Annotated in this window: 17 protein-coding genes; 8 read left to right on the top strand and 9 right to left on the bottom strand. The window is 71.2% G+C overall.

Annotation, left to right across the window (positions count from 1 at the left end; all coding sequences use genetic code 11):
- Positions 1-243: 243 nt before the first annotated feature.
- The 4 genes from ACWDY5_RS37770 to ACWDY5_RS37785 all read right to left on the bottom strand — a co-directional run bounded on the left by ACWDY5_RS37770 (position 244) and on the right by ACWDY5_RS37785 (position 2,428).
- Positions 244-1,488, bottom strand: coding sequence for an FAD-dependent oxidoreductase (locus ACWDY5_RS37770; RefSeq protein WP_449726934.1), 1,245 nt, complete (start codon positions 1,486-1,488; stop codon positions 244-246).
- Entirely contained in the window at positions 1,485-1,898 is a 414-nt protein-coding gene (locus ACWDY5_RS37775) for a hypothetical protein (protein ID WP_449726935.1), read from the bottom strand. Before ACWDY5_RS37775 ends, ACWDY5_RS37770 begins: the two co-directional genes overlap by 4 nt.
- Before the next feature lie 21 nt (positions 1,899-1,919).
- Positions 1,920-2,042, bottom strand: coding sequence for a hypothetical protein (locus tag ACWDY5_RS37780; RefSeq protein WP_256509479.1), 123 nt, complete (start codon positions 2,040-2,042; stop codon positions 1,920-1,922).
- Between the two features lie 86 nt (positions 2,043-2,128).
- Positions 2,129-2,428, bottom strand: a complete 300-nt coding sequence (locus ACWDY5_RS37785; protein WP_449726936.1) for a hypothetical protein — start codon at positions 2,426-2,428, stop codon at positions 2,129-2,131.
- Between the two features lie 99 nt (positions 2,429-2,527).
- On the opposite strand from ACWDY5_RS37785, the gene ACWDY5_RS37790 reads away from it, so the two are divergent.
- Both ACWDY5_RS37790 and ACWDY5_RS37795 read left to right on the top strand, forming a co-directional pair.
- Positions 2,528-3,544 (top strand): sigma-70 family RNA polymerase sigma factor, encoded by a 1,017-nt coding sequence (locus tag ACWDY5_RS37790; RefSeq protein WP_449726937.1) that lies wholly within the window; start codon positions 2,528-2,530, stop codon positions 3,542-3,544.
- Positions 3,545-3,553: 9 nt separating this feature from the next.
- Positions 3,554-4,366, top strand: coding sequence for an aminoglycoside 6-adenylyltransferase (locus ACWDY5_RS37795; protein WP_449726938.1), 813 nt, complete (start codon positions 3,554-3,556; stop codon positions 4,364-4,366).
- A 5-nt stretch (positions 4,367-4,371) separates the two neighbouring features.
- Here ACWDY5_RS37795 and ACWDY5_RS37800 read toward each other — a convergent pair whose 3' ends face one another.
- Positions 4,372-5,514: a pyridoxal-phosphate dependent enzyme gene (locus ACWDY5_RS37800; protein ID WP_449726939.1), complete on the bottom strand. Its 1,143-nt coding sequence runs from the start codon at positions 5,512-5,514 to the stop codon at positions 4,372-4,374.
- A gap of 75 nt (positions 5,515-5,589) precedes the next feature.
- Between ACWDY5_RS37800 and ACWDY5_RS37805 the strand changes: the two genes are divergently transcribed.
- Positions 5,590-6,210 carry a helix-turn-helix transcriptional regulator gene (locus ACWDY5_RS37805; RefSeq protein ID WP_449726940.1) on the top strand — a complete coding sequence of 207 codons (621 nt, stop codon included), beginning with the start codon at positions 5,590-5,592 and terminating at the stop codon, positions 6,208-6,210.
- Between the two features lie 152 nt (positions 6,211-6,362).
- Positions 6,363-7,457, top strand: a complete 1,095-nt coding sequence (locus ACWDY5_RS37810) for an ADP-ribosylglycohydrolase family protein (RefSeq protein ID WP_449726941.1) — start codon at positions 6,363-6,365, stop codon at positions 7,455-7,457.
- Between the two features lies 1 nt (position 7,458).
- Here ACWDY5_RS37810 and ACWDY5_RS37815 read toward each other — a convergent pair whose 3' ends face one another.
- Both ACWDY5_RS37815 and ACWDY5_RS37820 read right to left on the bottom strand, forming a co-directional pair.
- Positions 7,459-7,821, bottom strand: coding sequence for a DUF1304 domain-containing protein (locus tag ACWDY5_RS37815; RefSeq protein WP_449726942.1), 363 nt, complete (start codon positions 7,819-7,821; stop codon positions 7,459-7,461).
- Between the two features lie 61 nt (positions 7,822-7,882).
- The gene (locus ACWDY5_RS37820) at positions 7,883-11,023 is read right to left on the bottom strand and encodes a bifunctional cytochrome P450/NADPH--P450 reductase (RefSeq protein ID WP_449726943.1); all 3,141 of its coding nucleotides are present in this window, start codon (positions 11,021-11,023) and stop codon (positions 7,883-7,885) included.
- Positions 11,024-11,145: 122 nt separating this feature from the next.
- On the opposite strand from ACWDY5_RS37820, the gene ACWDY5_RS37825 reads away from it, so the two are divergent.
- From ACWDY5_RS37825 to secD, 4 genes are all read left to right on the top strand, one after another.
- Complete coding sequence (locus tag ACWDY5_RS37825; RefSeq protein WP_449726944.1) at positions 11,146-12,537, top strand: PAS domain-containing protein; 1,392 nt, start codon at positions 11,146-11,148, stop codon at positions 12,535-12,537.
- A complete protein-coding gene (locus ACWDY5_RS37830; protein WP_449726945.1) occupies positions 12,530-13,276 on the top strand; it encodes a GNAT family N-acetyltransferase in 747 nt (248 codons plus the stop codon). The genes ACWDY5_RS37825 and ACWDY5_RS37830 overlap by 8 nt, the downstream gene beginning before the upstream one ends.
- Before the next feature lie 46 nt (positions 13,277-13,322).
- Positions 13,323-13,712, top strand: a complete 390-nt coding sequence (locus ACWDY5_RS37835; RefSeq protein WP_449726946.1) for a hypothetical protein — start codon at positions 13,323-13,325, stop codon at positions 13,710-13,712.
- A gap of 84 nt (positions 13,713-13,796) precedes the next feature.
- Positions 13,797-16,070, top strand: a complete 2,274-nt coding sequence (gene secD / locus ACWDY5_RS37840) for a protein translocase subunit SecD (protein ID WP_449726947.1) — start codon at positions 13,797-13,799, stop codon at positions 16,068-16,070.
- 2 nt (positions 16,071-16,072) lie between these two features.
- Here the strand turns inward: secD and ACWDY5_RS37845 are convergent, their stop codons facing one another.
- Together ACWDY5_RS37845 and ACWDY5_RS37850 are read right to left on the bottom strand one after the other, a co-directional pair.
- On the bottom strand, positions 16,073-16,915 hold the full coding sequence (locus ACWDY5_RS37845; RefSeq protein WP_449726948.1) for a CPBP family glutamic-type intramembrane protease: 843 nt from the start codon (positions 16,913-16,915) through the stop codon (positions 16,073-16,075).
- Between the two features lie 704 nt (positions 16,916-17,619).
- Positions 17,620-18,288, bottom strand: a complete 669-nt coding sequence (locus ACWDY5_RS37850) for a hypothetical protein (protein WP_449726949.1) — start codon at positions 18,286-18,288, stop codon at positions 17,620-17,622.
- Between the last annotated feature and the right edge of the window lie 2 nt (positions 18,289-18,290).

Raw genomic sequence — 18,290 nt, forward strand, 5'->3', positions numbered from 1 at the left:
GCCGTGCTGCACGACTCCGACGCCTGGTGGGCGCTGGAGTCCGACGGTCTGCCCTCGCCCGAGCTGGACTACCACGCGGCGCTGCGCCGGGCGCATGTTGGGTGTCGAGCGCGACGGCTACTTCGGGGGTGGGGCCGTCGCGTCGCCCGGCGGAGCGGTGGTCTGTCGTGGTTCGAGTATGGGCGGTAATCGTGTTCTGACAACGGTTCCGGTACCAAAGTCCGGTCAGCCCTGCCCGAAGGTTCAGTCTTTCGGCTTTCGGGTCGGGACGGGGCCGGGGTGTGTCAGGAGGGTGGCGTCCAGGATCGGGGGCCGGGGGCCGTAGGCGTTGCGGCGGGCGGTGCGGGTGCGGATCCAGGGCAGGGCGGTGAGTAGGCGCAGGAATGGTGGCGGGGCAAGGGTTTTGCCGGTTTCGCGGGCGGTGGCCACTCGGCGTTCGACTCGGGTCTGGTCGGCTTGGACCTTGGTGATGGCGGGTTCGCGGGCTTGCTGGACCGCTGCCAGATCGGGCTCGGTGAGTTGGCCCGTACGGAGTTTGGGGATGAGCTGGTTGGCGGTTTCCACCGCATCCTGCACCGCCATCAGGATTCCGTTGCCGCCCACCGGGGAGATGACGTGCGCGGCGTCGCCGAGCAGCAGCACGCCCGGCCGGTGCCAGCGCGGGGCGCGGGCGATCTCCAGCGAGAGCAGGGTGATCTGGTCGAAGTCGGCGAGGGTCTGGATGCGGTCGGACAGCCAGGGCACGTGTGTGCGGACGAAGTCCTGGATGGGGGTGACGCCCGCCTGTTTCGCGGCGGGGTAGCCGCCCTTGGGCAGGGTGTAGCCGACCTGCCAGTCGGTGACGCCGCCGAGCAGGGCCACGTAGTGGTCGCGGCCGAAGTACAGGTCGACGTCGGCTTCCGGTGGGTCCTCCGGGTGGCGGGGCAGGCGGAACCAGAGCAGGTCGCTGCTGGCGCCGAGGGACTCGACCGGGAGGTCGGCCAGGCGTCGCAGGCGGGAGAAGCGGCCGTCGGCGCCGATGACCAGGGTGGCCGGCAGGTCGTGTTCGCCGCGGTCGTCGCGGTAGCGGACGCCGGTGACCTGCTCGCCGTCGCGGAGCAGGCCGATCACCTTGGCGGCCATCAGAATCCGGCAGGACGGAAGGGTTTTCGCTTGGGCGGCAAGGAAGTTGAGGAAGCGGACCTGCGGCATCAGGGCCACGTAAGGGAACCGGGAGTCCAGGCCACGGTAGTCGGCGGCGGTGATGGTGCCGCGTGGGGTGTGGAAGCGGAAGCTGCGCGCCGGGTGGTGCGGCAGGCGCAGCAGGTCCTCGGCCAGGCCGAGGGTGTCCAGCAGTTCCAGGGTGTAGGGGTGCAGGGAGTCGCCGCGGAAGTCGCGGTCGAAGTCCGGTTGCGCCTCCAGCAGGGTCACCGGCACCCCGGCGCGGCCCAGCAGGTAGGCCAGCACCATGCCGCCGGGACCGCCTCCGGCCACCACCACACCGGTCATCGGCTGGGCCGGCCGGTCAGCTCCGCGCGGACGGCCTTGGTGAACTCGCTCAGCGCGGCCGTGCTGTCCTCGAACCGGTCGTCCGCAGGCTGCGTGCGCCAGATGATCGCGGAGAGCTCCTCCAGTCGCTGGACCGTCTCCGGCTCGCACAGCAGGTGGATCGCGGCGCGGCTGCGCTGCATCCGGTCCGTCCACTCGGCGCGGGTCTGCTCGTCCACCTCCGGCCGGGCCTCGGCCTCCTTGCGGCGGAAGTTGTACAGGTTGCCCGCGGCCGCGATGTAGTCGGTGGCGCTGGCCAGCTTGTTGTCACGCAGCCACCTGCGCTCCTCGCGGCGACCGTTGAGCCACACGCCCAACAGCACCCCGATGAGGCTGAGCACCGCTCCGATGACTCCGGCGAGAATGTTCACCGGCACATTCTCGCCCGCGGGTCAGTCCTGTGCCGCGGTCTGGCCCTCCACCGGTTCGGGTGAGCCGGCCTCCTCGCCGCCGCCGGTGAGCGTGGCCGCGCTCCACTGCTGGTCGTCGTACTTGTTCAAGCGGTGTCGCCCCATGGCTGACTCCTCCCCGTGGCTGTGGTGGAGATACCCGGTTAACCGGTAATCGAATCCACAGCCACGGGAAGGGTCACCGCTCCGGGTCAGGCCATGGCGACCAGGCGGTCGTGCAACTCGGCCAGGTACCGGTCGTTCTGGCTGCTCAGGCGGGCCAGGTCGATGTCGTGCGGCAGTGCCGTGTTCGGGTGGTCGGCCAGCAGGAAGTCCAATGACTCGGACACGATCCGCTGGTCCGGGATCGTGAGCTGGTCGGCGCGCAGCCGCACCTCTTCGGCCAGGTCAGGCGGCAGGACCACGCGGTGGTGGGTGACCGTCTGGCCCTCCGCCACGGTGGCGGCGAACTCGTGGCTCGCCATCGGCCGGATGTCCACGTGCTGACTCATGGTCGTCACCTCCTCCGCCTTCGGCTACCCGGGTGCGCTGACAACTAACTGGTGTGTTCCGGCGCTGGGCGGTTACCCAAGTTGATGGAGGTGACCGTGATGACCAACCGAACGGTCGGTCGGGCTGAACCGCGCGAACTGGATGACGAACGTGGCCTGGTGACGCAGTACCTGCGGCAGATCGCGGCCACTCCGCTGCTCAGCGCGCCGGAGGAGGTGGACCTGGCCCGCAGGATCGAGGCCGGGGTCTACGCCGCCGAACTGCTGCGCCGGGACGAGGGCGGCCAAGGCGAGGGTGGTCTGGGCCTGGGCGGCCGGGGAGCGGACGGCCTGGGCGGGAGCGGTCGGGGCCAGGGCAGCCGGGCCTTGTTGGCCGCAGTGGCCGCCGACGGGCAGCGGGCCAAGGACCACATGATCCGGGCCAACCTGCGCCTGGTCGTCTCGATCGCCAAGAAGCACTCCCGGCGCGGGCTGTCGCTGCTCGACCTCATCCAGGAGGGCAACCTCGGGTTGATCCGGGCGGTGGAGAAGTTCGACTACGCCAAGGGGTTCAAGTTCTCCACCTACGCCACCTGGTGGATCCGGCAGGCCATGGACCGCGGCATCGCGCAGCAGAGCCGGGGTGTGCGGCTGCCGGTGCACGTGGTCGAGGAGCTGACCAAGGTGGCCAAGACCGAGCGTCAGCTCCAGCTGCGGCTGCACCGGGAGCCGACCATCGCCGAGGTGGCCGAGGCGGCGAAGGTCAGCCAGGCGCGGGTGTCCGAGCTGCGGCAGCTGGCCAGGGAGTCGGTCAGCCTGGACTCCCCGGTCGGGGCCGAGGGCGACACCCGGCTTGGTGACCTGATCACCGACGAGGACGTGTTGCAGGCCGCGGATGTGGTGGAGTACCAGTCCTTCGCCAGGGAGCTGCGCTCGCTCATCGACACGCTGCCGCCGCGCGAGGCGATGATCATCACGTTGCGGTACGGGCTGCACGACGGCAAGCCGCACACACTGCAGGAGGTCGCCGACCAGGTGGGGCTGACCAGGGAACGCATCCGGCAGCTGGAGAAGCAGGCGCTGCGGCAGCTGCGCGAGCCGAGCAGGCACGACCCGCTGCTGGCCTGGGCCGGGTAGCTTGGCCTGGTGATCACCGAAACGGGGCTGGCCGCGTGGGCGGCGGGCAGGCCGGACATCAGGCTGGTGCTGCGCACCGGTTCCCGGGCACGCCGGGACGGCAGTGTGGACGCCTTCTCCGACCACGACATCGAGCTGTTCACCACCGATCCCGGCTCCTACGCCGGGAACGCGGACTGGCTGGCCGGGTTCGGCCCGGTGCTGGTCAGCGTCGGGCTGGAAGGGCCGTGGGAGAACCCGGCGCGGCTGGTCCTGTTCACCGACGGCACCAAGGCCGACTTCCAGCTCCTGCCACTGTCCATAATGGACGAACTGGCCGAGGAGCTGGACGACCTGCACGAACGCGGCTACCAGGTGCTGCACGACCCCGACGGACTGGCCGCCCGGCTGCCCGCGCCGAGTGGCCGCCCGCGGCCGGAACCGTTGACGGAGCAGGACTTCCAGGAGCTGTGCGCGGAGTTCTGGTTCGAGATCGCGCACCTGCCCCGGTACGTGGCCCGCGGCGAGCTGTGGGTGGTCAAGTCACGGGACTCGACCACCAAGGAGCTGCTCGAAGCCATGATCGAGTGGCACGCCCAAGCGGTGCACGGGCCCGAGCACGACGTGTGGCACGCGGGCACCCGGATGCGGCGGTGGGCCGCACCCGGGGTGTGGGACCGGCTGCCCGAGCTGTTCGGCGGGTTCGACGGCGACAGCGCGCTGCGCGCGGCACACGCGACCGCGGTGCTGTTCGCCGAGCTGGCCAGGGAGGTCGCCAAGGCGCACGAGTTCGCCTACGACGACGCGCCCGAGGCCGCGATCCTGCCGCAGCTGGCCGGTTGACCGCGCTAGTTCGGGGACTTCAGGCCGGCGCCGGAGAGGGCGAGGGTCAGCGGGCCGGTGAGGTGCGGGGTCGCGGTGGCCCAGGCCGGGCTGGCCGGTGCGGCGCCGGTGCGGGCGGCCTGGATGGCGGCCCAGCAGACCGCGGAGGTCGGCTCGACGTAGAAACCGGCCGCGGCCAGCTCGGCGCGGGCGGTGTGCACCTGGTCGTCGGTGACGCCGAGGATGGTGCCCCCGGTGGCGGCGACCGCGGCCAGGATCGCTTCGCCGCGGGCGGGTTCGGCGATGGCGATGCCCTCGGCCCTGGTGGGCACCGGGGTGATGACCGCGGGGCTGGGGCTGCCGGTGTCCGCGGCGACGGCCAGCGGACCGCAGTTGGCGGACTGGACGCCGATGATCACCGGCAGGCGCGGGATCAGCTGCTGCGCCAGGAGTTCCTGGAAGCCGAGGTAGGCGCCCAGCAGCAGGGTGCCGTGGCCGACCGGCAGCACCACGGTCTCCGGCATGCCCTGTTCCCACAGCTCGAAGGCGAAGGTCTTGGTGCCGTGCAGGAAGTACGGGTGGAACATGTGACTGGCGTAGCTGGCGTCCGGGGCCTCGGCCGCTGCCTTGGCGGCGCGGGCGGCGTCCTCCCGGTTGCCCTCGACCAGGTGCACCTCGGCGCCGTGCGCGCGCATCTGGCCGAGCTTGCCGGGTGAGGTGCTGGCCGGCACGTAGATCTCGCACGGCACGCCGATGCGGGCGGCGTAGGCCGACAGCGCGGTGCCGGCGTTGCCGCTGCTGTCCGCGATCAGCCTGCGCACGCCGAGCAGCTTGGCCAGGGTGGCCAGCATGACCGCGCCGCGGTCCTTGAACGACAGCGTTGGCGAGAGGTACTCCAGCTTCACCCTGGCATCGGCCAGGCCGACCGCGGGCACCACCGGGGTCATCCCCTCCCCCAGGCTCACCTCGGCCAGCTCCGGCACCGGCAGCGCCTCGGCGTAGCGCCACAAGGTGGCCGGGCGGGTGGCCAGCTCCGACCGGCCGGGCAGCCGGGCGCCGAAGTCGGCGACGTCCAGGACACCGCCACAGGGGCAGTGCCAGACCAGGCTTTCCACCGGGTACTCGGTGTGGCAACGGGTGCAGCGCAGCGGCGGCAGCTGGTGGGACACGGTTCCTCCACAACTCGACTGGACTGATCGTCTAGAAAACTTGGACAGACTGTCAAGTCGAGATAGCCTGAGGTGGTGAGCGACACTGTTGCGGCCGATGACCTGTTCGAGTCGGTGCGGCCCCTGGTCGCGGGCCTGGCCGCCACCTACGGCCCCACCGCCGAGATCGTGCTGCACGACTACCGCACCCCGGAGGCCAGCGTGGTCGCCATCAGCGGCGCGGTGACCAACCGGCACGTCGGCGGCGCGATGAGCGAGATCGGACTCGGCCTGCTCGCGGCCGGACCCGGGGCGGAGGACCGGCTCAACTACCTCACCCGGCTGCCGGACGGCCGGTTGGTGCGCTCCTCCACCATGCTGCTGCGGCTGCGCGGCGAGGTGGTCGGCGCGCTGTGCGTGAACCTGGACGTCACCGCCCTGCGCCAGGCCGCCGACACCCTCACCGCGATGGCCGGTCCGCTCGAACCCGCGCCGGTGACCGTGTTCTCCGACGACGTGGACCAGGTGGTGGACGCGGTGATCGCCGAGGAGGGCGGCTGCGACCGCGCCGACCGGGCCGACCGCCGCCGGATCATCGCCGCACTGGACCGGCGCGGGGTGTTCGCGGTGCAGCGCTCGGCCGCCAGGGTGGCCGAACACCTGGGCATCTCGCGGGCCACCCTGTACAACGACCTGGCCAGGGTGCGCGCCCGATGACGTTGCCGCTCAACCGTTCCCGCGCCACCCTCCACTGTGGAACCGCGATTCCCCCGAACAGCGCACCGCCTGCCGGACGATCGGGCTAGGCTGGCAACATTCGGTGCCGGCCCGGCAGGCGGGCCGGGCACGACCATTCGGGGAGGCTGCCGGTGACCTGGGAAGAGCGCGTGCTGGGCTGCATGCTGGGGGGCGCGCTCGGGGACGCGCTCGGCGCGGACGTCGAGTTCGAGTCGATCGAGAAGATCCGGCAGCGGCACGGCCAGCGCGGCATCACCGAACTGCACCCGGCCTACGGCAAGGTCGGCGCGATCACCGATGACACCCAGATGACCCTGTTCACCCTGGAAGGCATGATCAGGGCGCACGTGCACCAGCGCCAGCACGGGCCGACCGACCCGGTGCCCTTCCTGCTCTCGGCCTACCTGCGCTGGATGCACACCCAGGGCTACCCGTGGGCGGATGCGCTCGGCTCACTGGCCGAGGCGCACCCGCAGCCGGACGGCTGGCTGATCCGCGAGCCCGACCTGTTCGACCGGCGGGCCCCCGGCAAGACCTGCGTGCGCGCGCTGGAGGACATCGGCAGGGGCCGGGCGCCGGGCTCCTTCACCAACAAGATCAACAACTCCAAGGGCTGCGGCGGCGTGATGCGCGCGGCCCCGGTGGCCTTGTGGGGCAACGACCCGGCCGAGGTGTTCCGGGTGGCGGCGGCGGGCGCGGCGCTCACGCACACCCACCCCAGCGGCTACCTCTCCGCCGGGTGCCTGGCGGTGATGGTGTGGGCGCTGTTCCACGGCGCGCACATCAACGTGGCCATCGACAAGGCCGAGCAGATCCTGCGCACGCACGAGGGCCACGAGGAGACCCTGGAGGCGATCGAGGGCGCGGTGCGGCTGGGCGGGCCGATCGACACGGTCACCCCGGAGCGGATCGAGCGCGAACTGGGCGGCGGCTGGGTCGGCGAGGAGGCGCTGGCCATCGGGCTCTACGCGTTCCTGCACGGTGGCGGCGACTTCCGGGAGACCATGCGGGTCGCGGTCAACCACACCGGGGACAGCGACTCCACCGGCGCGATCGCCGGGAACCTCTTCGGCGCGGCGCACGGGGTCGCCGCGCTGCCCAAGGACTGGCTGGCCAAGCTGGAGCTCCGCGCGGCGACCGAGCTGCTGAGCCGGGACGCCGTCGCGGAGTACAGCGCGAACCCGCCGACCTCCAGCGGGTTCCTGCACTGCTATCCCACCTGGTGACTCAGCCCGCGGCGAACACCGCGGCCAGCGCCAGCACCGAGGGCACCACCTGGACGTAGAGGATCTTCTTGCTGGCCGTGGCCGCGCCGTAGACCCCGGCGACGAACACGCACACCAGGAAGAAGATCTTCGCCTGGTAGCCGGCCGGGTCACTGGCGATCAGCCCCCAGATCAGCCCGGCGGCCAGGAACCCGTTGTACAGGCCCTGGTTCGCGCCCAGGGTCTTGGTCTGCTCGGCGAACTCCGGGGTCAGCCCGAACGCCTTCTGGCCCCGGGGAGTGGTCCACAGGAACATCTCCAGCACCAGGATGTACACGTGGATCAGCGCGACCAACCCGACCAGGATCCCCGCTACGACACCCATCAGACCCGCTCCTTCATCATTCCACTGTGGACAGCCATTGTGCGCCCTCCCCGGAGGCTCGTCATCCCGCGTAGACGTCCTCGATGTAGCGGTCTTCGGCGATGAGCCCGGCCAGCCAGGCCTCGGCCTGCTCGGCCGAGCCACCGGTGTGCTTGCGGTGCAGGTCGAGGAAGGCGGCGCGCACGCCCGGCGCCATCCGGGCACCGTCACCGCAGACGTAGACCGACGCGCCGCTGTCCAGAAGTCGCCACACCTCTTCGGCTTCGGCGGCGATCCGGTGCTGCACGAACCGCTGGTCGTGCACTGGCGCCTGGGAGTAGGCGGGGCGCAGGGAGACCACCCCGGCGGCCTCTGCGGCTTCCAGCTCGTCGCGGTGCAGGTAGTCGACCTCGGGGTGGTCGCAGCCGAAGTAGCAGAGCGCGGGGGTGGTGTTCCCGGCCACCAGGCGGTCGGCGATGGCGCCGCGGAAGGGAGCCAGGCCCGTGCCCGCGCTGATCATGATGACCGGGCGGCCGGTGTCCGGGGCGATGCGGAAGGCCTCCCGGCAGGGCTGGACCTTGGCCCGCACGGTGTCGCCGGGACGCAGGCCGGTGAGGTAGCCGGAGCCGACGCCATGGCTGTCGCCCTTGTCCAGCAGGGACACCATCAGGTCGACCGCGTCCGGCTGCGCGGCGGCCGAGGAGGAGATCGAGTAGTGCCGGGGGCGCAGCGGGGGCAGCAGTTCCAGGGCGGCGTCCAGGGCCAGCTGGCAGGCCGGGTTGGCCTCCAGGAGGTCCAGCACTCCCCTGCCGTCCGGCCGGTCGGCCAGCGCCGCCAATGCCGTGCGCTCGGGCGGGCAGGGGTTGTTCGCGGCCAGCACGGCGAGCTGGGCCGGGGTGGCCGGGTCGTGCAGCTCGACGAAGTGGGTGAGCAGCTCGCGGGCGCTGACCGGGCGGTCGAGGCCGAGCGCGCCCCGGCCGGGCCGCCGGTCGGTGATCTCCAGCACCGCGTCCGGGTCCACCCGCAGGATCCGGGCGGCGCGGTCGACCTGGGCCGGGTCGTTGGCGGGTAGCACGGTGAGGTGGTCGGCGGTGCGGTAGGTCAGGCCCTCGGGCAGCGCGATCCGCAGGAACCGCTTGGACCGGCCGAGCGGGTGCGCCAGGTCGGCCAGGTCGCCGGTGGCCAGCACGGTCATCGGCCGCACCTCCTGCCGGGCGTCGCGGGCGTCGGTGACCGGGCCGGTCAGCGTGCGCACCGCGTACCGGGGGCCATCGGTTGTGTCCACAGTGGACACCGCGTCCGGGTCGCCGTACTCGTTGAGCAGCGCGGTCCAGAGCTGTTCGCTCCAGTCGGTGACCGCGCCCGCGAGGTCGCCGGAGGCGTCGGCCTCGCCGCGGGCCAGCAGCCGGGCGCCGCCCAGCTCGGCCAGCCGGGCGTCCAGGGCGGTGGGCACGTGCTGGTAGGTGGCGGCCCAGTTGCGGTCGCCCACGCCGAGCAGCGCGTACCGGAGGCCGTCGAGTTCGCCGGATTCGGCTTCGTTGAGCCAGTTCCAGAACTCGGTGGCGTCGTCGGTGGGGCGGCCGTTGTAGGATGCCGCGACGACCACCACTGGGGAGCCGGTGGGCAACGACCGAGTGGCGGCGTCCAGTGGGCCAACGGTGACGTCGCAGCCGCGCTGCTCCCCTGCCTCGGCGATCTCCTTGGCCAGGGTGCGACAGGTGCCCAGGTTGGAGCCGTGCAACACGGTCAGCCTGGCGCCCTGCCGCATCCGCCCCGCAACCTTGGCCGTGGCCTGTGCGGTCGCGGGGACCGCGGGCTTGCGGCGCTCGGTGCGACGGGCCAGGCCCAGGTGCAGGCCCTCGGGCTTGAGGGTGAGGGTTTCCTTGACCTTGAGCTGGTAGTCGTCCTGGTCCAGGAAGCGGAAGCGGTGGATCAGCAGGCCGAGCAGCAGGGTGGCCTCGTGCAGGGCGAACTGGCGGCCGATGCAGGCCCGCTCGCCGGTGCCGAAGGGCTTGAACGCGTGCACCGGGCGGGCCCGCTCGGCCTCCGGGCTGAACCGCTCCGGGTCGAAGGTCTCCACGTTGTCCCCCCACACCGGGTCCCGGTGCAGCATCGGGGTCAGCACCAGCATCGGCTGGCCCTCGCGCACCGGGTACTTGCCGCCGATGACGGTGTCCCGCAACGCCTGGCGGGCGAACACCGCCGCGGTCGGCCACAGCCGCAGTGTCTCGTTGAGGATCTGCCGGACGTAGCGCAGCTTGCCGATGTCCTCGAAGGCCGGGTCCGGGTCGGCGGCATCGCCCCACAGCGCGTCCACCTCGGCCTGGGCGCGGGCCAGCACGGCCGGGTGCTTGGCCAGGAAGTGCAGCGCGAAGGACAGCGTGCCGGAGGTGGTCTCGTGCCCGGCGATCAGGAAGGTGACCACCTGGTTGCGGATGTTCACCTCGTCCAGGGTCTCGCCGGAGGCGGGGTGCGGCGCGTTGAGCATCAGGCCGAGCAGGTCGTCGGTGCTGGTGTCCCCGCTGGCGATCCGCTCCCGGATCACCTCGTCCACCACGCCGTTGAGGAACTCCACGTCCGCGGCGAACCGCGCGTTGTCCTTGCGGTAGAGGAAGTCCAGCCCGGGGATGTGCCGGTTCTTGGCCTGGGCGAAGGCGAGGCCGCGGACCAGCGCGGTGATGAACGGGTGCGCGTCCTCCCGGTCGAAGGAGCCGAAGTCGTAGCCGAACCCGGCCAGGCCGATGGTGTCCAGGGTCAGCTTGGTCATGTCCGCCGAGACGTCCACAGTGGACTTCCCGGCGCGGGCGTCCCAGTGCGCGATGAGCTTGCGGGCCACCGCGAGCATGGTCGGGTGGTAGGTGCGCATCGAGGACATGGCGAAGGCGGGCAGCAGGATCTCGTGCGCCTTGGCCCAGTTGGGCTCGTCGTTGAACGCGGTGAACAGGCCGTCGCCGGTGAGGCCGCGGATGGTGACCAGCGAGTTGCCCACGTGCTTGGCGAAGCGGTCCTCGTTGGCGAGCTCGGCGACCAGGTCGGCGCCGGAGACGAACACCACCTCGGTGCCGAAGAACTTGCGGGTGAAGATCGGCCCGAGCGCGCGGGCGTCGTCCATCGCGCTCTGCACCAGGCGGTCCGATGGCGAGCCCAGCACATCGCCGAGCACCGGCAGCCGGTTCGCCGGATGCGGTAGCGCCACTCGGTCCGGTGTTTCCTGAATGCCCATCCCGAATCCCCGATTTCGCTGTGCGGCAGGTCGTTGTCGAGATCAACTCTGGCACCGGCGAGGAGCCCACTAGAGCGAACGCACTACACAATCTTGTAGTACTCGGCTAGCGTTTCCGCCTTGTGAGCGATCAGCTGTCCCGGCTCGGCCTGGCCGAGCTGCTGGCCGCCTCGGGCGCGCTGGCCTCGCTGCGGGACCGCACCGGCCGGTTCACCTGGGCCTCGCCGAGCTACCTCGACCTGATCGGGGCCACCGCCGACCGGGTGGCCGGCAGCACGCTGGCCGACTGGATCGGGCCTGCCGCGGCCGCCCCGGTGGACGCCGAGGACGAACGGGTGTGGCGCACCGGCGAGCCGCTGCGCTGGCGGGCCGGCGATCCGGCGCCGACCGCGCTCTCCGGCGGATCGGGGCGACAGGTGTGGCTGGCCGGGCACAAGCTGCTACTGCACCCGGCTGGTGGGGAACCGTTGCTGGGCATGGTCGCGGTGGACGTCGGCGACTGGCTGGCCGACCGGACCGCGCTGGCCGTGGCCGAGCAGCGGCTGGCCCAGTTCGTGGCGCACGCCCCGGTGCTGGCCATGATCACCGACGAGCGGCACCGCTACGTCTGGTTCGGCGAGGCGGGGCACCGGCTGCTGCGCCGCCCGCTGGGCGAGGTGGTGGGGCGCACGGTGCCGGAGGTGCTGCCGCCGGAGCTGGCTGAGCAGTCGGTCGAGCAGAACGCGGCGGTGCTGCTGTCCGGGACCGGCCGCCAGGTGCGGCTGCGCACCGAACTGGACGGGCGGGAGGTGGAGTGGTCCGGATACCGGTTCCCGTTGCCGCAGCCGGACGGGGCACGGCACGTGGGCACCATCCTGTTCGACGTCACCGAGTTCCGCGCCGCGCAGCGAGAGGTGGCGTTGTGGCGCAACCGGTTCCTCACCCTGCTGGACCGGATCTCGGTGCCGGCCGCGGTCTGCCTGCCGGACGGCACGCTGAGCATGCTCAACCCGGAGTTCGCCGCGCTGCTGGGCAGTAGTCCGGGCCGACTGCACGGCACCGTGCTCACAAGCCTGATGCAAGCCCGTGACCAGGAGAAACACGACCGGTTGAGGCGGGAGTTCGGATCAGGGAAACGCGGGAAGCGCACGCTGGCGGTGCGCTGGCGGCCGCGGCGGGCGGAGCGGGAGCGCACCGGGGAGCTGACCATCCAGTTGGTCAAGGACGTGCAGACCGGACTGCTGCTGACCCTGGCCGCCGACCCTGAACAGCCGGAACCGGCCGTGCGGCCACCGGAAATCAGTATCCGGGAGGCGGAGATCATCACTAGGGTCGCGGCCGGGGACACCACCGCGGCGATCGCCGCCGCGCTCGGCCTGACCCCGGACGGGGTGACCTACCACGTCACCCGGCTCTGCCAGCGGTTCGGCGCGGCCAACCGCACCGCGCTGGTGGCCAGGGCGTACGTGACCGGCGTGCTGGACGCGTCGGCGTGGCCACCGGTGTGGCGGAGGAATGGAGCACCTTATGCGTGAGGAACTACTCGACGGCACGGGCCGGGTGGTCGCCTGCTACGACCGGCGCACCCGGCTGGACCTGCCCTACGCCGCCGAGCTGGAGCCGGTGGACATCTCGGCCGAGGACCTGGTGCGGCTGCTGTTCACCGAGCGCAAGGGCTGGGTGTTCAGCGCGGATCCGGAGATCTGCCTGCTGGCCAAGGCCAATGGCGGCACGGTGGTCCGGCACGCGCACGCCTACAGCTTCGACCTGCGCGAGCAGCAGGCGGACCCGGACTGGCTGAACCCGCCACTGGCCGACGGTCTGCGGGCAGACGAGCTCACCGCCACCCTGGACGAGATCTTCCCCGCCTACCAGCGGGCCTTCCCGCCCGGGCACGTGGACCACGTGCTCGACGCCGAGGGTGAGCGGGCGAACTTCGCCCAGCTGCTGGCCGGGGAGGTGCTCGGCCCGGTGCTGCCGTGCAGCGGCCTCATCCGGGACGGGGACGAGGTGGTCGCGGTCGTGGTGGTCAACGACCGGGCCGGGAACCCGCCGCTGTTCGGGCCGTGGATCGGGCAGGTCTACCGGGACCCCGCGCCGCGCTACCGGGGACTGGGCCTGGTGCTGCTGCGGCGGGCGCTCGCGCTGGCCGGACAGGCCGGGCTGCCCGCGGTCGGACTGGCGGTCACCGACGGGAACCCGGCGCGCTGGGTGTACGAGAAGGCGGGGTTCCGGCACGTGGAGGAGTCCATGACGGTGCTCATCCCGGACTGAGTCCTCTAGACTGGGCGGGTCGGCAGCCGAGAACTGGAGGTGGACTGTGCGCACGCACGGTGTCCCGCCCCGGTTCGCGCTGCTCGGCTTCATCCAGGCCGTGCTGCTCACCGCGCTGCTGGTGCTGGTGGCCGCGCCGGTGGCCACCGCGGCGCCGGTCACCTTGGCGGACAACGAGGTCGCGGTCTCCACCCATCTCGGTGGGTCCACTTCGGACCACCGGGACGTCCGGCTCACCGCCGACCGGGTGGCCATCGCGAACCCGCAGGCGCACCAGCACTTCGCCGAGCTGCCCGCCGGTCTGCCGGTGGCCGAGCCCGCGTATCCGCGGCTAAGCCTCGATGTCACCACCGACCAGGCGGTGCTCGCCGCCGCTGACGGGGCCGGTCCGCCGCAGGCGCCCACCAGAGGGCCACCGGCCACTCCAGGAACCTGACCCACTCGCCGTCCACTGTGGACGGACCTCATTCCTGGAGGAAACTCGCCCATGTCACGCCCTTCGGCGTGGCGGGGACTTCTCGTGCGCGGGCTGCTGTCCCTCGCCGTGCTGGTCACCGCCACCTACCTCGTGCTCAGCACCGCCCCGCGCCTCGGCCTGGACCTGCGCGGCGGCACCCAGATCGTGCTGGAAGCCAAGTCCACCCCGACCGTCACCGCCGATGCCAACGCCACCGACCGGGCCCTTGAGGTGATCCGCCGCCGGGTGGACAGCCTCGGCGTGGCCGAACCGGGGCTGGTCCGCTCCGGGGAGAACCGGATCATCGTCGAACTGCCCGGCGTGCAGGACCCGAAGGAGGCGGTGGCGGTGCTGGGCCGCACCGCCCAGCTGACCATGCACCCGGTGCTCGGCATGGCCGCGCCGGAGACCAAGCCCGGACCGGGCGAGAAGGTGCTGCCGGATGAGTCCGGGATGCCGTTGCGGCTCGCGCCGGCCGCGCTGACCGGGGAGAACGTGTCCGGGGCGAGCTCGGGGCCGGTGCCGCAGGGTGTGGGCTGGCAGGTCGGCATCGACTTCTCCGGCGCGGGCGGGGAGAGCTGGCGCAAGCTCACCGGGGAGGCCGCCTGCTCGCCGCCGGGTGATCCGAAGCGGCGGGTGGCGATCGTGCTGGACGAGAAGGTGATCTCCTCGCCGCAGGTCGACCAGACGGTCGGCTGCCAGGGCGGGATGGGTGGCGGCAACACCCGGATCACCGGCAAGTTCACCCAGGCCGAGGCCAAGGAGCTGTCGCTGCTGATCAGCGGCGGCGCGCTGCCCCTGCCGGTGGAGGTGCTGGAACAGCGGACTGTGGGACCGACCCTGGGCGCGCAAGCGATCGAGGCCAGCGCGTGGGCGGCGCTGATCGGGATCGCGGTCACCGGGCTGTTCCTGACCTTCGTCTACCGGCTGGTCGGGTTCCTGGCGGTGCTCGCGCTGGCCGGGTACGCGGCGCTGTCCTATGCCTCGCTGCTGGCCATCGGCGCGACCCTCACCCTGCCCGGTTTGGCGGGCCTGGTGCTGGCGGTCGGTATGGCGGTGGACGCGAACGTGCTTGTGTTCGAACGGGCGCGGGAGGACTTCGCGGCCAGGAAGGGGCTCCCGCCACGGCAGCGGCTGAGCCGGGCCATGGCGGGCGGGTTCAAGGGCGCGGTGTCGGCGATCGCGGACTCCAACGTGACCACCCTGCTCGCCGCCGGGCTGTTGTTCTTCCTGGCCACCGGGCCGGTGCGCGGGTTCGGTGTGACCCTGTCGGTGGGTGTGCTGGCCTCACTGTTCAGCGCACTGGTGCTGACCAGGGTGCTGATGATCGCGGTATGCGACAACGAGTTCGTGGCCAAACGCCCCTGGCTGACCGGCCTGGGCAACCTGGGCCGGGTGCGCACCTGGCTCTCCGGCCGGTTCGGTGGCTTGTACGCCAACCCGAAGCGCTGGCTGCTGGCCACCGGCGCGGTCACTCTGCTGATCGCGCTGGGGCTGGTGATCCGCGGCCCGGAGCTGGGTGTGGAGTTCACCGGAGGCAGGCTGATCGAGTACACCACCACCCAGCAGGTCAGCGCCGACGCGGCCAGGGATGCCTTGCAGGCAGCGGGTTTTGACCGCACCACGGTCTCCTCCAGCGGCGCGCAGGAGCTGACGGTCAAGACCGCCCCGCTGGATGAGACCCAGACGGCGAAGGTCAAGGAGGTGCTGGCCGGACTCGGCGGCGGCGCGGAACAGGTGCGCAGCGAGCTGATCGGCCCCAGCCTCGGCGAGGAGCTGCGCGCCAACGCCCTGATCGCCCTGGCCATCGCGGTCGCCGCCCAGCTGGCCTACCTGGCGATCCGCTTCGACTGGCGACTGGGCCTAGCCACGGTCGCCGCGCTGCTCACCGACGTGGTCGTGCTGCTGGGCCTGTTCTCCTGGCTGGGGATCACCATGGACGCGGTGTTCCTGGCCGCCCTGCTGACCGTCATCGGCTACTCGGTGAACGACTCGGTGGTGGTCTTCGACCGGGTCCGCGAGCTCCGCGGCCTGCGCCCACGGGAACCGTTCCACCAGGTCGCCGGCACCGCGGTCCTGCAAACCCTGCCCCGCACGGTGAACACCGGCGTCGGCGTGCTCGCGGTGCTGCTGTGCCTGCTGTTCCTGGGCGACGGCTCCCTGGCCGACTTCGCCCTGGCGGTGCTGATCGGCGTGGTCGCGGGCACCATCTCCACGGTCGCCACCGCCTCGCCCATGGCCGTGCTGCTGGACCGGAAGTCACCAGGAGCGGGCCGCCAGCGCGCCAAACCCCGCCAGCAGACCCGCAGGCGCGTCGACTCCGGCGCGGTGGTGTGAGGTCAGAGCAGTGAGGTGAGCAGGAAGGGCGCGTTGATCAGCCCGTGCACCAGCAACAGCACGGGGAAGTTGCGGTAGCGCGCCCACAGGTAACCGAGGAACATCCCGCGCACCCCGTGCCCAGCCAGCACGGTGAGCAGACCGAGGCCGAGTCCGTGGTGGGACTGTATCCCGATGTGCCACACCGCCCAGAGCACGGCGGCCAGCACAATCCCGGGCCACAGTCCCAGCACGGCCTCCAGCCGCGCCTGCAACCAGCGCCGGTAGAACAACTCCTCGATAACGGCGTTGAACAGGAACACCAAGACCATGATCGGCACAGAGGGAATGACCCGGGACTCGGGATAGGCCCCGACGAGGTAGGTCAACGAGAGGAACACGACCGCCGGCGCCAGGGGCGCGACCCACCGCATCGGCGTCATGGGCAACCAGCGCTCCCGCTTGCCACCGTGGCGCCGCAGGTACCAGAACAGCCCGAGCGGAACCACTATGAGCAACAACGGTTTGACGATCAGGAACCAGAGCGGAGCACCCGGTAACACCATGATGACCGCGTAGAGCAGGGCGATACCGGTGAGCCAGCCCGCTTCCAGCCGGGTCCGCTCGGGTTCGACGCGGAAGGGGTTGTGCCACTTGACCTTGGGCGGGATGACGCGGGTGACGACGATGGCCAGGAGAGCGGGCACGATCAGCACCCACAGCGGGAGCGTGTCGTCGTGATCGGCGGTGTAGTGCACCCGGAAGTGCCCGGTGAGCAGCAACAACAGCAGACAACCAAAGATGACCGCCAGTCCGCCGACCAGGACAAAGCCGCCGATCCGGGCCCAGTAACGCCGCTCCCCCATACACACCAACATATCCGGCGGGCACGACAACGCGCTGCCACCCCAAGGCGGGAGATCAGCGAGACCCACGGCACGGTGTCGGGGTCGGGGTCGGGGTGAAAACCCACAAAGCGGGCCTCTCGTCTTCTCCGTACGGCCTGGAGACTGCTGACCGCGCCTCCCCGCCCGGCCCCTGCAACCTGCCGCCGCCCTAGCTTCGCAACGTGACGGGGGCCGGGTGGGGAGGTGTGGTTTGCTGTCGGAAGGTCGTGCGGAGAAGACGAGAGGGTCGCGAGCACGCTGGAACCGGCCACGGCAGCCTGCTCAACCCCGCAACCTGCTCGTCCCGGGTTTTGACTTGTCAACCCCTCCGGGGGTCTGCCCGTCCGGCGAGGACATGCTTTTGATCTTCGGGGTTTCAGGCGAAGATCAAAGTCAAGAGCGTCCTCGCCGGACGGGCAGAGATCAAAGCATGGGGGGGAAAATCAAAGGCCAAGACGCAGGCGGGTCTTGAGGTTCCCCATGCCCGTCAACCTTCCGAAATCAAACCACATCCCAGCGAGCAGCCGCCGTCACGTGGCGTGGCCTTGGCGGCGGTTGCTGTGAGCGTCTGCTCGCTGGGATGTGGTGTGATGTCTCCAGGTTGACGGGCATGGGGAACCTCAAGACTTCGGATAGGTTTTCGAAAAGCCAGCCCCTCGTTGGTCCTTGGTCGCTAGCCCCGGTTAGTACGGCAGGGTCAATGCCTCCACGCCGTCGACATCCGTCCGAATTCGCGCCCACGAACCGTCAGTGAAGTGCAGCCGGACCTGCCTGCTCGCCGACCCCACCGCCAACTGCCTGCACCGCTCCACCCGCAACAGCTCCGCCCTCGGTGCCTCGAACTCGAACTCCAGCACCGCGTCTTCCGGCCGTTCGTGCAGTGGCGGACGGCCGATGTCCTCCTGTAACCCGGTTGCCACGTCGCGCACCAGCCTGCCGACTCCGCGCAGCATCTTGCCCACCGACTTCTGCCGCACCAACCGTTGCGCGGTGGGGCTCACGATCGGTTCAGCTCTCACCGCGGTGTCCCGGATGCGGAGTACCGCGATCCGTTCCGTGCCCAATGCCAGCCAGCAGGCCTCGGGGGCTTGCACCGCTCGGTACAAGCGCACGGCTGGGCTGTCGGGTTGGCGGGCGTGGACTGCCGCGCCCCGGCCCGCCGCTATGTCGTCGTCGGACCAGGTGGCGGCGCGGGCGCGGGAGCGGGTGGTGGGGATTCCGTGGCTGTCCAGGCCTTTGACGTGGAATCTGCCGTTGGGCAGGGATTCGGCGCAGGCCAATGCCTTGAGGCGCTCGTTACCCAGCCAGTCCCGTCCGAGCAGCGCGAGAGCCAGGTTGTGGTTCCACTGCACAG

Source organism: Crossiella sp. NPDC003009 (assembly GCF_053591555.1).

Coding starts and splice junctions, on each gene's coding strand:
- ACWDY5_RS37770 (WP_449726934.1), bottom strand. CDS start 1,488: ATGACCGGTGTGGTGGTGGCCGGAGGCGGTCCCGGCGGCATGGTGCTG.
- ACWDY5_RS37780 (WP_256509479.1), bottom strand. CDS start 2,042: ATGGGGCGACACCGCTTGAACAAGTACGACGACCAGCAGTGGAGCGCG.
- ACWDY5_RS37785 (WP_449726936.1), bottom strand. CDS start 2,428: ATGAGTCAGCACGTGGACATCCGGCCGATGGCGAGCCACGAGTTCGCC.
- ACWDY5_RS37790 (WP_449726937.1), top strand. CDS start 2,528: ATGACCAACCGAACGGTCGGTCGGGCTGAACCGCGCGAACTGGATGAC.
- ACWDY5_RS37815 (WP_449726942.1), bottom strand. CDS start 7,821: ATGGGTGTCGTAGCGGGGATCCTGGTCGGGTTGGTCGCGCTGATCCAC.
- ACWDY5_RS37820 (WP_449726943.1), bottom strand. CDS start 11,023: ATGGGCATTCAGGAAACACCGGACCGAGTGGCGCTACCGCATCCGGCG.
- ACWDY5_RS37830 (WP_449726945.1), top strand. CDS start 12,530: ATGCGTGAGGAACTACTCGACGGCACGGGCCGGGTGGTCGCCTGCTAC.
- ACWDY5_RS37845 (WP_449726948.1), bottom strand. CDS start 16,915: ATGGGGGAGCGGCGTTACTGGGCCCGGATCGGCGGCTTTGTCCTGGTC.